The following is a 14,026-nucleotide window of genomic DNA, read 5'->3' as shown; positions in this document are numbered from 1 at the left end:
ATGTCCTTTCCTCATGCCTCGCCCGGCGCATGGGACCCGGGAGGCAGCTTGTGCTTGCGTTCGAAGACCATGTTACCCAATGCCGGCAAAAAGATGCCCGGAAGTGGCGCCGGGGAGGCGACGGGCGGGCTTGCGTCCGGCGCGAGCCGCCTCCACCGCACGCGCGACGCGTCCTACGGCAGCCGCGACCTCCTCCTCGTCCATGAGCTGCGCGTCCACCAGCAGGCGCGACACGCCGGCGGCGAGAAGGACGTCCACCTGTGGCGTGGCGTCGAGCGGCTGGCCGAACCAGATGCGCGAGCGGCCGTTGACGTCAGTGCGGACGGGGAGCTCGCGGCCGTCGATGTCCCGCAGTGAGAGCCTGCGGCGACGCAGCGCACAGCGGCGGCAGTCATGGATGCACTGGCCGAGCGCCTGCAGCACGCAGTGCTCGCTCGTCATCACGCGCTCACGGCCCAGGACAGAGAGGCCCACGGGGACGCGCGCCGCGCGGGCGAGCGCGCAGACCTCGTCGAGCGTGAGCTCCGGGGAGAGCCAGACGCCCGCCGCGCCCGCGTCCTCCAGGGCCGCGAGACAGGACTCGTTGTGCACCGGGACGCAGGAGCGGACCTCGGGCAGCGCGCCGCGCTCCACGGCGAGCGCGAGCTCCGAGACGTTGCCCACCGCCACGGGCTCGCCGGCACGAACCCAGCGGTCAAGGCGCGCGTGGTCGGCCTCGCGGCAGATCTCGTCCAGCCAGGGGATGACGCCCTCGGGCCACGCGCCCTCGGCGAGGTCGTCGGCAGGGGCGTAGACGCGCGTCGCGCCGGCGGCAAGCGCCGCCTCAGCGCATTCCGGCGCGGTCACGAGGGCGCAGATCGTGGGCAGGACGAGAGGGCGTGCAGAGGGGGCAGCCCGTGCAAAGGGGACAGTCACTTTTGCACGCCCGGGCGTGCAAAAGTGACTGTCCCCTTTGCACGGGCTGCCCCCTCTGCACGCGTACGGAGCGAGAAGGGCCTCCTCCAGGTACGCGCACGCCTCGGCGCGAACCTTGTGGACGGCAGAGAAGGACATGCCACAGCCGGAATCGAGCGTCACGTCCCACTCCACGGGCTCAAACGGGCTCTGGCCCATGCGGCCGACATGCTCCACCAGCTCCTCGCCGGTGACCTCGCGCGTGCGTGCGGCCTCAACGACGAAGCCCTCCGCACGGGCCGAGGCGGCGCCGTCCACGCATGAGAGCTCAACGGAGAAGGGCTCACCGAGTCGCGCCGTCACGCTGACGCGCACCGGGCGACGACGCACTACGTCCTTGTCCGCCACGCGGGCCGCCTCGTCGAGCGCGCGCTGCGAGCGGATGAGGCGCACGACGGAACCTGCGGGCATGGGGCGGGCCGCGCGGCAGATGATGCTCTCCCCCGCCGCGGCGTCCGCGGGCGCGGGCGCGGTGAGGAACTGCGTCGGGTCGTCCACCGGGCGAAGCTCCAGGAGGTCGCCCTCGTCCACCGGCGCCGTGAGACGCACCTCAACGTCGGCGCGCGTGAGGCGGCGCATCCGCTCGCGGCCGCCGTTGCCGCCCCCGCGGCGCACCACCGCGTCCTCGAGCTGACGCGAGCCCATAACCTCGCCCACGACCTCGCCCCGGTTGTTGGACCGCTCGTAGCTCATCATGTCGTTGTCGGAGCGACCCCAGAGGTAGCTGTCCGTAAAGTCGCGATTGAAGGCCCGCTTGAGGCGGCGATGCCGCGCGGCCGCACCGGCCTCGGAGTCCTCCCCAGCCGCCAGGGCGTCGAGCGCGTCGCGGTAGGCTCCCACGACGGAGAGCACGTAGTCGGGGGCCTTCATGCGCCCCTCCACCTTGAGCGACCCCACGCCGGCGTCGCGCATCTCGGCGAGGCGGTCCACGGTGCAGTAGTCCTTGGGGCAGAGCAGGCGCGTGCCGCCCACCCCGCGGCTCTTCTCGGGAAGGCCCTGCGTGGCCACGCCCGGGATCTCCATCACGTTGCCGCCCTCGTCGATGAGGTCATACGGCAGGCGGCAGGGCTGGGCGCAGAGGCCCCGGTTGGCCGAGCGCCCGCCGTTGAGCGAGCTCATGAGGCACACGCCCGAGTAGCAGAAGCAGAGCGCCCCGTGGCCGAAGCACTCCAGCTCCACGCCCTCCTCTGCGATGCGGGAGATCTCCGCCAGCGAGAGCTCGCGCGAGAGGGTCACGCGGTCGACGCCCCAGACGCCGCGGCACCACGCCACGCCGCGCGCGTCGTGCACGTTGGCCTGCGTGGAGACGTGGGTCTCCACCTCCGGCCACCGGCGGCGAATCTCCGCCATGAGGCCCCAGTCCTGGATGATGAAGGCGTCCGCACCGAGCCCCCACGCACGGCGCACGAGATCGAGCACGCGCGGCATCTCCTCGGTGGAGACGGCGACGTTCACGGTCACGTAGACGCGCGTCCCGGCGAGGTGGGCTCGCCGGCACGCCGCGGCGAACGACTCGTCATCGAAGTTGTGGGCGCCGCGACGGGCGTTGAAGTCGTTGCCCAGCCCGCAGTAGATCGCGTCCGCCCCCGCGGCGAGCGCGGCGTTGAACGGCTCGGGGCCGCCGGCGGGCGCCAGCAGCTCCGGCACGCCGTGGGCCTCCAGAAACGTGGTCCCTCTCGCCATCATGCCCCTCCTCGCGCGCCGTCTTGACCGCACCCGCCAGAATTAATCCGCCCTGTGGAGCTCTCGCCAAAATGCCAACTGGGAAAACGTCGGTCCGAGCGCTCAGAGGGCGGATTAATTTTCCCGAACTCACAGACACGGGCGGAGCCGCAGCCGCGACCCCGCCCGCGCGTCGCCTGTCTTGGGCCCTACACCAGGCGCGCCCAGCGCTTCTTGCCGGACTGAACCGTGGTGCCAGCCGAGAAGAGCGCGGGGTCGACGTTGTAGCACTTGGGGGCCACGGCCTCGCCGTTGATCTTGACGCCGCCGCCGTCCACGAGGCGGCGCGCCTCGCCAGCGGACTTGGCGATGCCCACCTCCACGAGGAGCTTGCCCAGGTAGACCTTGCCCTCGTCGTTGACCTCGGCCACGGAGAGGGGGAACTCCGGCATGTCCTCCGGGGCCTCGGCGCGCTTGAACTGCGCGTCGAAGGCGGCGCTCGCCGCGGCGCCGGCGCCCTCGCCGTGGTAGAGGTCCACGATGTTGGCGGCCAGCTCGCGCTTGAGCGCGTACGGGTCGGCGGAGCCGTCCGCGAAGGCGGCGTCGATGGCGTCGAGCTTGTCCATGTCCGCCGTGGAGCACAGGCGCCAGTAGAGCGGCACCAGCTCGTCGGTGATGGACATGACCTTGCCGTACATGTCGGCCGGCTCGTCGGTGAGGCCCACGTAGTTGCCGTAGCTCTTGGACATCTTCTTGTGGCCGTCGGTGCCCACCAGAAGCGGCATCGTGAGGGCCACCTGCGGCTCCATGCCCATGGCGCGCATGAGGTCGCGGCCGGCGAGGAGGTTGAAGATCTGGTCGTTGCCGCCCATCTCGAGGTCGGCCTTGATGACCACGGAGTCATAGGCCTGGAGCACCGGGTAGATGAACTCGTGCAGACCGATGGACTTGCCCTCGGTGTAGCGGTTGTGGAAGTCCTCGCGCTCGAGGATGCGGGCCACGTTGAACTGGCTCATGATCTTGAGCATCTCGGCGAGGTTCAGGCCCTTGAGCCACTCGCCGTTGTGCAGGACCGTGGTCTTCTCAGGGTCGAGCACCTTCATGGCCTGCTCGACGTAGGTCTGGGCGTTGGCCTCCACCTGCTCCTCGGTGAGGGGCGGGCGGGTGGAGTCGCGGCCGGACGGGTCGCCGATGAGGGCGGTGCCGTTGCCGATGATGAGCGTCACGTTGTGGCCCAGGTCCTGGAACTGGCGCATCTTGCGCAGCGGCACGGCGTGGCCGAGGTGAAGGTCGGGGCTGGTGGGGTCGACGCCCAGCTTGATGTTGAGCGGCGTGCCCTTCTCGAGCTTCTTCTTGAGCTCGTCAAGCGGCACGATCTGCATCGTGCCGGAGGTGATCACCTTGAGTTGCTCGTCGACTGGCAGCAAATCTCTGTCCTCCATAGGTCCTTCGTTTTACCAAGCGGCTGTCAAGGCGGCCGCATAAGGTACTAGCATAGCGCAGAGGTCCAGAAAAGGGGCAGGACAGAGCCGATTTTCCTGGCGGCGCGCCCAGCGGGCGGCGCGGCGAGAAGGACGGCGCGCGCCCTCACTCGCACGCGAAGGGGCAACGCCCTCGACAGACCTGGGCCGACAACCTCCTATAATGTTGGACAGTTATGGACCGGTCTCCCCGACAGGAGGACTAGATGGGGATCAGAACCCGAAGAGCACGCACGCACTCCCGCACGCACTTCGTGGGGTTTGGCATCGCGGGCGTTCTCGGCTTCATCGCGCTGCTCTGCGTGACGCTCGCACTCTCGCTCGGCGGCGTGGTGAGCGCATGGCTCGAGGACTTGCCCGACTACACCTCTGCCGACGCCTACCTCCTCGCCGAGCCGACGCGCGTCTATGACGCGGACGGGAACGAGATAGCCTCGTACTACCTCCAGAACCGTCGCTCCGTCACGCTGGACGAGATCTCCGACTACGTCATCAAGGGCCTCATCGACACCGAGGACAAGCGCTTCTACGAGCACAACGGCGTCGACCCGCAGGGCGTCCTGCGCGCCGTCGTGGGCCAGATCACGGGCTCCGGCGACGCCGGCGGCGGCTCCACGATCACCCAGCAGCTCGTCCGAAACACCGTCCTCTCCGACGAGCAGTTCGAGCAGTCCCTCAAGCGCAAGGTGCGCGAGGCGTACATCGCCATCCAGCTTGAGAAGGAATACACCAAAGAGCAGATCATCAACATGTACCTCAACACCATCTACTATGGCAACGGGGCATATGGCATCGAGGCTGCGTCCATCACCTACTTCAACAAGCATGCGAGCGAGCTCACCCTCTCCGAGGCGGCGGTCCTCGTCGGCCTGCCCAACGCCCCCTCGCTCTACGACCCCTTCACCAAGCCCGACAGCTGCGTCTCCCGCCGCAACCTCGTCCTCTCGCGCATGCTCGAGGCGGGCGACATCTCCCAGGAGGAGTACGACGCCGCCTGCGCCGAGCCGCTCGTCCTGAACCCCGGCGAGCTGACCGACTCCATCGGCACCTACCCGTACTTCACCGACTACGTCCGCAACCTCCTGCTCCAGGACTTCTCGTCCGAGACCATCATGCAGGGCGGCCTCAAGGTCTACACCACGATCGAGCCCGCCAAGCAGCAGGCCGCCGAGCAGGCCGTCAACGAGCGCGTCGCCGCGTCCGGGGACGAGCAGCTGAGGGGCGCCCTCGTCTCGGTGGACAACTCCAACGGGCACATCGTGGCCATGGTCGGCGGCCAGAACTACGGCAACGACACCGAGGCCGGCCAGAGCTCGGTCAACCTCGCCACCAACGCCCGCCAGCCCGGCTCCAGCTTCAAGGCCATCACGCTGTGCGCCGCCATGCTCGAGGGCATGAGTCCCACCGTGCGCATCAACTGCAACTCCCCCATCCAGATCACGCCCTTGTGGGCCCCGAGCAACATCAACAACGACCAGCTCGGCACGATCACACTCGCCGACGCCACCGCGTACTCGTCCAACACCGGCTACGCCCAGGTCGCCCAGGCCATCGGGAACGAGAAGATCATCGAGACGGCCCACCTGCTCGGCATCGACTCCCAGATCAACCCCGTGGCCGCGCTCACGCTCGGCACCCAGGAGGTCACGCCGCTCGAGATGGCCGAGGTCTACTCCGTCTTCGCCAACGGCGGCGTGCACCGCGACGCCATCGCGATCACGCGCATCGAGGACCGCAACGGCAACGTCGTTTACGAGCACCAGGACAGCTCCGAGCAGATCGTCGACTCCGCGATCATCGAGGACCTGACCGGCGTCCTCGAGGGCGTCATCACCAAGGGCTCGGCCACCTACGTGCGCAACTACTTCACCGCCAACCAGCCCGTGGCGGGCAAGACCGGCACGACCGAGAACTACGGCGACCTCTGGTTCTGCGGCTACACCCCGCAGCTCACGACCGTCGTCTGGTGCGGCCACCAGGACAACAACAGCACGATTCGCTACCAGGGCACCAACGGCACCACGGCGACGCTCCCACTGCCCATCTGGACCGCGTACATGAACGCGGCGCTCGAGGGCGTGGCCTACCAGGACTTCCCCACCTCCGACCACAACGCCACGTACAAGGCCAACGACTCGTGGACCTTCGTCGGCACCAACCAGGCCTCCAATGAGGACGATTGGGACGAGGAGGAGTACGAGGAGGAGACCGGTTACGACGAGTCGAGCGAGACCACCGGCCCCACGACGCCCGTCGTCCCCACGACGCCCGACACGCCCTCTACCACGCCCACTCCCGACCCCACCCCCGGCACCGGCGATAACACCGGTACCGGTGGCAACACCGGCACCGGTGGCGACTCCGGAACCGGCGGAGAGTCCGGCACCGGCGGCGAGACCACGCCTCCCGTGACCGGCGGGGACGAGAGCGGAACAGGCGGGGACAGCGGCAACGTGTCGCCCGAGCCGCCAGCGTAGTCACGAGGGGACCGGAGCCATCCGGTCCCCTTTTTTTCGTCCCCGCCGACTCAACTCAAACTTGAGGTCAGACCAAACCGCACGTAACACATACCGCTCCCCGAATTGTTGTCTCCCGGCATACAGATTGGTCCCCGGGCCTGCCTATCATGCGATAAGGGTTACTCTCGCTCATGCGCACATCCCCTGGAGGGACAATGACTCGCACCGATCGCGACCGCCGCCCCCGCTCGGGCGGCTCATCTATGAACGGCTCCTCTCGCCAGTATGCGGGGGCCGGGGACAGCAGGGCACGCGTCCCGAGCCAGACCACCTATCACGGCCCCACCGGCACCCGCTCGCGCGGCGGCGGCGTGAGGGGGCATCGTGGCCGGGGCGGCCGAGGTGGCTACCCGCTCAGGTCCCGTAGCATCAACTTCCAGGGCGGAAGGAACCGCATCTTCGGCATCGACCGCCAGCTCCTCATCCTGGGCGCGCTTGCCGTGGTCCTTCTCGTCCTGGTGATCGTGGGTGTGTCCAGCTGCGTCCGCGGCTGCTCGTCAGAGCCCGCGCAGAGCGGCAACCAGATTGACTCGCGCGTCGCCGCCGGCGTCTCCGAGGAGCTCACGCAGCAGTTTGCGACGGAGCTCAACCGCAACGAGAAGCTCGCCGCCATCGCCGCCTCTGCCGACCGCTACGCGGACGCCGGCCTGCTCGAGCTCGCCCTCAGCGTCCCCGAGGCCATCGACTTCGTGGCCGCCTACCCCGACGCCGAGAAGACCGCCCAGCCCTATGGCGACGCCGTGACCCAGGGCGAGGCGCCACAGCTCTGGTGCTGGGATGCCCGCTGGGGCAACGTCGACTACGCCGGTCGCGCGCTCGCCATCACGGGCTCCGGCCCCACCGCCCTCTCAATGGCCTACATGGGCCTCACCGGAAACAACGACAAGTCCCCCGCCGACCTCGCCCAGCAGGCAAGTGAGGCCGAGGCCGCGACGGGCGACTCCGCGATGGCCGCGAGCTTCCTCGAGAGCTCCGCCGAGGGGCTCGGCCTCTCCTACAAGAGCTACACGTCGAACGCCGACAACCTGTCTCAGGCGCTCGACGCCGGGACCTACGTCCTCCTCGAGACCAAGGCCGGGTCCATCACCAGCACCGCCCACTGGATCCTCCTCGTCTCCGAGAACGAGGACGGCTCCATCACCGTCTACGACCCCACCTCCCCTGACGTGAGCGCGCACCCATGGGCCGCGGCGACCCTCGCCGCCAGCACTGACACCATCCACGCGCTGAGCCTGCCCAAGTCCGATGAGGACGCCAACGCAGAGAACTCCGAGAACGGCACCGCCGAGGACACCACCACGACCACGGACGAGTAGCCCTCACCCCACATCACGCCAAAGGGCGAGAAGAACCCCGTTCTTCTCGCCCTTTCTCTTTCTCTTTTTTCCCGGCGGTTGAGGAGCCAATCGACAGCCGGAGGCCCCGCCGACTTCCCAAGCAGGATCTTCCGCGAAGCGCAGTCCTGCTTGGAAGTCGGCGGGGCCTCCCCTTCGGCTAAGAGTGACCTACGACCCTACGACAGGATCTCCTTGGACGCGGCCTCGAGCTTGGCGCGCACGGCCTCGGACTCCTCGCGCGTGGCGCCCTTGGAGAAGAGGTACGCCTTGACCTTGGGCTCGGTGCCGGACGGACGGAAGATGACCTTGTTGTCGTCCTCGAGGCGGAACTCGATGACGTTGGCCGGCGGCAGCACCTGCGCGGCCTCCTTCTGGAGGCCGGAGACGCGCGGCATCTCGGGACCTGTGGCGTAGTCGGTCATGCCGGTGACCTTGTAGCCGGCGATCTCCGCGGGCGGGTTCTCGCGCAGCCCGGTCATGATGGCGGCCATCTTGTCGGCGCCCGCCGCGCCCGGGAAGGACGCGTTGACGGTGCCGTTGAGGTAGTAGCCGTACTTCTGGTAGAGGGCGTCCATGGCCTCGTAGAGGTCCATGCCCTTCTCGGCGTAGTAGGAGGCCATCTCGACGCAGAGCATCGTGGCGACGATGGCGTCCTTGTCGCGGGCGTGCGTACCCACGAGGTAGCCGTAGGACTCCTCGAAGCCCATGAGGAAGCGGTCCTCCTCGCCCTCGTCCTTGAGCTGGTCGATCTGGTCGCCAATGTACTTGAAGCCGGTGAGGACGCGCCTCATCTCAAAGCCCCAGTCGCGCGCGAGGGCGTCGGGCATCGAGGAGGAGACGATCGTGGAGACGGCGACCTTGGCCGACACGTCCTCGCCGCGCTCGGCGGCCATCGTGGCGAGCCAGTCCATGAGCAGGACGCCCATCTCGTTGCCCGAGAGCAGGACGTAGTCGCCGTCGTGCGGGATGGCGGTGCCCATGCGGTCGGCATCGGGGTCGGTGGCCACGACGAGGTTGGGCTTGACCTCCTCGGCGAGCTTGAGGGCGAGCTCGAGGGCCTCGCGGAACTCCGGGTTGGGGTAGGTGCACGTGGGGAAGTTGCCGTCCGGCTGGGACTGCTCGGGCACCACGGAGACCTTCTCGACGCCGATCTCCTTGAGGATGCGGGTCACGAGCTCCATGCCGGTGCCGTTGAGCGGGGTGTAGACCACGGAGTAGTCATCAGAGGCCTTGAAGCCGGGCACGGAGACCTTCTTGATGTTCTCGATGAAGGCGTCGAGGACCTCCTCGGGCGTCCACTCGATCAGGCCCTTCTCGAGGCCCTCGTCGAAGTCCATGATCTTGACGTTGAACGGGTCGGCCTTGGCGATGTTGGCCGAGATCTCCGCCGCGGCCTCGTCGGTGATCTGGCCGCCGTTGTCGTTGTAGACCTTGTAGCCGTTGTAGGGCGCCGGGTTGTGGGAGGCCGTGAGCACGATGCCCGCAGAGGTGCCAAGGTGGCGCACCGCAAAGGACAGCGTGGGGACGGGCTCGATGCGCGGGTACACGTAGACGTGGATGCCGTTGGCGGCAAGGACGCCGGCGGCGACCTTCTGGAAGTCCTCGCCCTTGTTGCGCGAGTCACGCGCGAGGGCGAGCGTGGGGTTCTCGTAGTGGGCGTTCAGGTAGTCGGCGACGCCCTGGGTGGCCTGCGCGACCACGTAGACGTTCATGCGGTTGGTGCCGACGCCGAGCGTGCCGCGCAGGCCCGCCGTGCCGAAGGCGAGCTCGCGATAGAAGGCGTCGAAGAGCTTGTCCTCGTTGCCGTCCTTGACGAGCTCGGCGAGCTCGGCCGCGAGGTCGGGATCGGTGACGTTGTCCTGCCAGGCCTTGACCGTGGCCTCGATGCTAGCGTCCATAGCGTGTTCCCCCAATTTCGATCGGGGCGCGGGAGGACCCGCGCCTTACCCACACGTGTAGGTAGATTCTACTCGCGCGCGCGGGTGCGATGCGGAGGCTCTACGCGGGCGGGCGCCGACGGGCGGCGGACGGAGCCGTCGGGGTGATGGACGGGACGGCGAGGCGCCGGCTCTTCTCGCCAGAAAGACTCCCTTTCACGCGCGGGCGGCATATCAAATCTCTCCGCGCGTTTTTGGCTGTTTCAGGGCCTTCCAGGGGGTCGAAAGTGCCAAAATGCCGCGGCCAGATTTGATGCTGCCCGGCGGCCCCGCCCCAGGGTCCGGCGTCTCCGCCTCCTACGCACGCTCCACGAGATAGGCGTGATGGATCTTCCGGTTGCGCGAGAAGTCCTCGGGGATGGTCTGCGCGGTGATGTCCGTGAGCCTCACGCCGGCGCGCTCGAGCTTCTCCGCGTCCGGCCTGAAGTTGCGCAGGTTGCACGAGAAGATCGCCCGGCCACCGCGGACGAGCAGGCGCGACACGCCGATGATGAGCTCCGCGTGGTCGCGCTGCACGTCGAAGGACGCGCGCCGCATGCGCGCCGAGTTGGAGAACGTGGGCACGTCGCAGAAGATCAGGTCCCAGCGGTTCTTGGTGTGGCGCTGCTCCGTCACCCATGCGAGCACGTCCGCCTGCACGAACTCGTGCTCTCGTCCCTCGAAGCCGTTGCGGGCCATGTTGCGCCGCGCCCAGTCAAGGGAGGGGCGCGAGAGGTCCACGGTCGTGGTGTGCTTGGCGCCGCCGTCAGCCGCGTAGCAGGTCGCGGTGCCCGTGTAGGCGAAGAGGTTGAGGAAGCGCTTGGAGCCCTTGGTCTCCTTCATCATCTCGCGGATGCGCGAGCGCGTCTCGCGGTGGTCCAGGAAGATGCCGCAGTCGTGACGGGCGTCGAAGTTGACCTCGAAGGTGAGCCCGCCCTCGTCCACGAGGTGCGAGCCCGCCGGCAGCTCCACGCGCCCCGCCCAACGAGAAGAACGGTCCCGCCGAGGCCCGCGACCGGACGGGCGCGACTCGTCGGCATACTGCGACCCCCCGCGGGCGCGGGTCCGCACGCGGACGCTCACGTCCTCCGGCGCCACGCCGAGCGCGCGGGGCGCGATCGCGAGGACGTCGAGCAGGCGGCGATGCGCGAGCTCGGGATCCACGCCGCGCGGCGCCGCGTACTCCGAGACCTGGAGCCAGCGCCCCGGCGTCTCGGAGCCCTCGTAGAGCTCGATCGCCACGGCGTAGTCGGGCAGGTCGGCATCGTAGACGCGGTAGCACGTCACGTCCTCGCGCCGTGCCCACCGGGCCCGGAGCCGGGCGACCTTCGCGAGGCGGCGCGCGAACTGCTCCGACGCGGGCACGAGCACGGGCACGCGGTCCCCGCCGGGAAGCTCCACCTCGGCTGGGCCCGAGACCTCGGCCGCGGCGTCGAAGGCGCGGATGCTCGCCGGGTCGCGCCCGACGATCACCTCCGTCACCGCCGCGGGCTCGCGGCGCAGCGCCGCGTCGACCGAGGCGCCGCGCGAGAGCGTGACGACGGGAAGCCCCGCGAACGCGGAGAGGTCGGCGAGGGCCGAGGCCTCCGTCGCAAGGGCCGTGTCCGCGACCCACGAGAGGTCGCAGACGACGAGCGCCTCCCCCGCGCCCGAGGCCGCCTCGGAGGGCGAGCAGAACGTGGGCTCGACGGGAAGACCAGCGACGCGGAGGGCCTGGCGGCACGCCGTCGCCGCGCCCGGGCGAGAATCGCAGGCCAGAAGCGAGCACGCGTTCTTCTCGCCCCGCTCCGCGCGGGCGTCCGCCTCGGAGAGCAGGCCCTGCCAGGCGGCGGCGTCATGCCCCGCCCACCCCATGAAGCCCCACCGGGCACGAAGCAGGCCCGGCGCGCGGTCGAGCGCCACCTGCGCCGCCTCCGCGAGCACGCTCCCCTGCCCCGGCCAGAGCGCGACGAGCGTCGCCTCCCCGCGGCGGGAACGACGTCCCCAGCCCCCGGCGGCAAGCAGGGCCGCGGCATAGTCCGGGCGGAGGGGCGCCACGCGCGCGTCGGTCCGAGAGTCATACCCACGCCGGAAGAGCGGCTCGCCCGCAAGGTCGAGGGAGATGGTCGCCCGCTGCCCGCCCAGGCGGACGGAGACCGTGAGGTCCGGGCGGGCCGTGTCGGTCAGTGGGCGCGCGCCCGTCGCCCCAAACACGCGGTCGACGATGGCGTCCTTGGCGCGAAGGGCGACGAACTGGGTGTTTCTCAGCTCGGCGTTGGTCCCGTGGGCATCCACCGCGAAGGTGGCCCCGGGCGCGAGATGGCCCTCCCATGCGACGGACGACACGCCCTCGTAGAGCTCGTCCGCGTCACGCGCCCCGACGCGCGCGAGCACGAGCAGCACGCGCGACGCAAGGCGCGACCACAGGCAGGCGCGATACGCGTCGACGAGCTCGCCGCCAAAGGACACCTGGCCCGCCAGAGGGCGGACCTGAGGGGTCCCCAGCTCGATCAGCTCGTCGGCCAGCAGCCGCTCGAAGCCCTTGGGGCACGTCGCAACAAACTCCATCGGGTCACCTCTCGCCCGTCGCCATCATGTCCGCCCATTTTCACACGACCCGCGGCGCGCTGCGCCGTCATCGCCCGACGCACATCAAATCTGGCCGCGGGATTTTGGCACTTTTGGGACCCCGGACAAAATCTCGGACCAATCTTGGTCCAGGGAGGAGTCCGATGTACACCAAGGAGGAGCGCGAGGGGATACTCTGGGAGTTCCACCGCAGCGGCATGAGCGTCCCGGAGGCCTGCCGGCGCCTGCCCCTGTTCCCGACCCGCGACAACCTGTATCGTTGGCTCAGGATGGAGGAGGCCGGGGAGCTCGCCGCGACCGAGATGCCCGCCCGCGCGGCGCGCATGCACTGCGCGCACGGCGAGGGCAGCCCGAGGTACGCCGCGCGGCGCCCCCGCCGCGAGCGGGAGGGGGCCGGCGTGGCGGCCGATCCTGAGCAGACGGACTGGCGCGACTGGGGCGCCGACCTGCCGGAGGACCCGGCCGAGCGCGCGAGGATGGCGGAGGTCAAGCTCGCCGAGGCGCTGGCGGTGTTGGACGTCCTAAAAGCACCAGGCCCTGCCTCTTTGACCAGCATGGAGAAGTGGCGGGCCGGGGAGCTGGCGCGGGAGAGGAGCCCGCTCGTCAGGCTCAGGGACGTGACCGAGACGCTCTCGATACCCAAGAGCACCTACCTCGACCAGGCCGCGAGGGCGTCTAGGCCCGACCCGAAGGCGGCCCTGCGCGAGCGGGTGCGCGCGTCCTTCGAGGCGAGCGGCGGCGCGTACGGGGCCGAGTCCGTGACCGCCGACCTGCGCTCCGAGGAGGGCGAGCCGGTCTCCTGGCGCGACCTCGCGCCCGGGGACGCGACCACGCCCGTCGTCGCCTCGGAGAAGGTCGTGCGCGCGATCATGGCCGAGGAGGGCCTCGTCTCGCGCAAGGCGGCCCAGGTCGAGCGGAGGGCGCGGTACTCGAGCTACGCCGGCGAGCTCGCGGCGCGGCCCGCCAACCTGCCGCTCTCCGGGGACGGCACCCACGACTTCCACGCGCCCGAGCCGGGGCTCCTCGTCGTCACCGACGTCACGGAGTTCCGCCTCGACGGCTTCAAGGCGTACCTCTCGCCGGCGATCGACTGCTACGACGGGTGGCCGGTGTGCTGGTCCGTCTCCCGGCACCCGGACAAGGCCCTGATGCTCGGCATGCTCTCCGACCTGGTCGGCGAGGTGCGCCCGACCGCGGGGAGGCCGCTCGTGCTCCACACCGACGGGGGCTCGGTCTACATGACCGACGACTGGGCGGGGGCGTGCGAGGCGGGCCACGTCACCCGGTCGATGTCGCGAAAGGCGCGGAGCCCGGACAACGCCCGCGCGGAGGGGTTCTTCGGGACCCTCAAGTGCGACTTCTTCGACGGCCGCGACTGGTCCGGGGTCACCTTTGAGCAGTTCTCCGCGGCGCTCGACGAGTACATCGAGTGGTATCGAGGCGGCAAGCTCAAGAAGTCGCTAGGATGGAGAACGATCAGGCAGAGCCGCGAGGAGCTAGGATACGCGGCCTAGCCGAGGCCGAGTCCGGAAAAACGTCCGGGGTCCCTTTTGGTCCGAAAATGGGCGTGAAAGTGCCAGAAATCCGCG

7 protein-coding genes are annotated in these 14,026 nt (G+C 69.4%); 3 read left to right on the top strand and 4 right to left on the bottom strand.

The genetic code is table 11. The annotated features are described in order from the left end of the window. Positions 1 to 72: 72 nt before the first annotated feature. Both E0L17_RS09215 and tyrS read right to left on the bottom strand, forming a co-directional pair. Positions 73 to 2,640: a peptidase U32 family protein gene (locus E0L17_RS09215; protein ID WP_286163408.1), complete on the bottom strand. Its 2,568-nt coding sequence runs from the start codon at positions 2,638 to 2,640 to the stop codon at positions 73 to 75. 185 nt (positions 2,641 to 2,825) lie between these two features. Beyond that, complete coding sequence (gene tyrS / locus E0L17_RS09210) at positions 2,826 to 4,043, bottom strand: tyrosine--tRNA ligase (protein ID WP_167930943.1); 1,218 nt, start codon at positions 4,041 to 4,043, stop codon at positions 2,826 to 2,828. 260 nt (positions 4,044 to 4,303) lie between these two features. Between tyrS and E0L17_RS09205 the strand changes: the two genes are divergently transcribed. Both E0L17_RS09205 and E0L17_RS09200 read left to right on the top strand, forming a co-directional pair. Beyond that, positions 4,304 to 6,574, top strand: a complete 2,271-nt coding sequence (locus tag E0L17_RS09205) for a transglycosylase domain-containing protein (protein ID WP_167930942.1) — start codon at positions 4,304 to 4,306, stop codon at positions 6,572 to 6,574. A gap of 197 nt (positions 6,575 to 6,771) precedes the next feature. Beyond that, entirely contained in the window at positions 6,772 to 7,932 is a 1,161-nt protein-coding gene (locus E0L17_RS09200) for a cysteine peptidase family C39 domain-containing protein (RefSeq protein WP_286163407.1), read from the top strand. Between the two features lie 197 nt (positions 7,933 to 8,129). On the opposite strand, the gene E0L17_RS09195 is transcribed toward E0L17_RS09200, so the two are convergent. Together E0L17_RS09195 and E0L17_RS09190 are read right to left on the bottom strand one after the other, a co-directional pair. Beyond that, positions 8,130 to 9,851 (bottom strand): phospho-sugar mutase, encoded by a 1,722-nt coding sequence (locus tag E0L17_RS09195; protein ID WP_167930941.1) that lies wholly within the window; start codon positions 9,849 to 9,851, stop codon positions 8,130 to 8,132. Positions 9,852 to 10,187: 336 nt separating this feature from the next. Next, complete coding sequence (locus E0L17_RS09190; RefSeq protein ID WP_167930940.1) at positions 10,188 to 12,416, bottom strand: THUMP domain-containing protein; 2,229 nt, start codon at positions 12,414 to 12,416, stop codon at positions 10,188 to 10,190. A 164-nt stretch (positions 12,417 to 12,580) separates the two neighbouring features. Here E0L17_RS09190 and E0L17_RS09185 point away from each other — a divergent pair, with 164 nt between their 5' ends. Next, positions 12,581 to 13,951 carry an IS3 family transposase gene (locus E0L17_RS09185; protein ID WP_167930939.1) on the top strand — a complete coding sequence of 457 codons (1,371 nt, stop codon included), beginning with the start codon at positions 12,581 to 12,583 and terminating at the stop codon, positions 13,949 to 13,951. Positions 13,952 to 14,026 lie beyond the last annotated feature (75 nt).

The organism is Olsenella sp. SW781 (genome assembly GCF_012027725.1).
Taxonomy (GTDB): domain Bacteria; phylum Actinomycetota; class Coriobacteriia; order Coriobacteriales; family Atopobiaceae; genus Thermophilibacter.
Note: the sequence above shows the minus strand (reverse complement) of the source record. Positions and strands in the feature narration are given on the sequence as shown.

Coding starts and splice junctions, on each gene's coding strand:
- E0L17_RS09215 (WP_286163408.1), bottom strand. CDS start 2,640: ATGATGGCGAGAGGGACCACGTTTCTGGAGGCCCACGGCGTGCCGGAG.
- E0L17_RS09205 (WP_167930942.1), top strand. CDS start 4,304: ATGGGGATCAGAACCCGAAGAGCACGCACGCACTCCCGCACGCACTTC.
- E0L17_RS09200 (WP_286163407.1), top strand. CDS start 6,772: ATGACTCGCACCGATCGCGACCGCCGCCCCCGCTCGGGCGGCTCATCT.
- E0L17_RS09195 (WP_167930941.1), bottom strand. CDS start 9,851: ATGGACGCTAGCATCGAGGCCACGGTCAAGGCCTGGCAGGACAACGTC.
- E0L17_RS09190 (WP_167930940.1), bottom strand. CDS start 12,416: ATGGAGTTTGTTGCGACGTGCCCCAAGGGCTTCGAGCGGCTGCTGGCC.
- E0L17_RS09185 (WP_167930939.1), top strand. CDS start 12,581: ATGTACACCAAGGAGGAGCGCGAGGGGATACTCTGGGAGTTCCACCGC.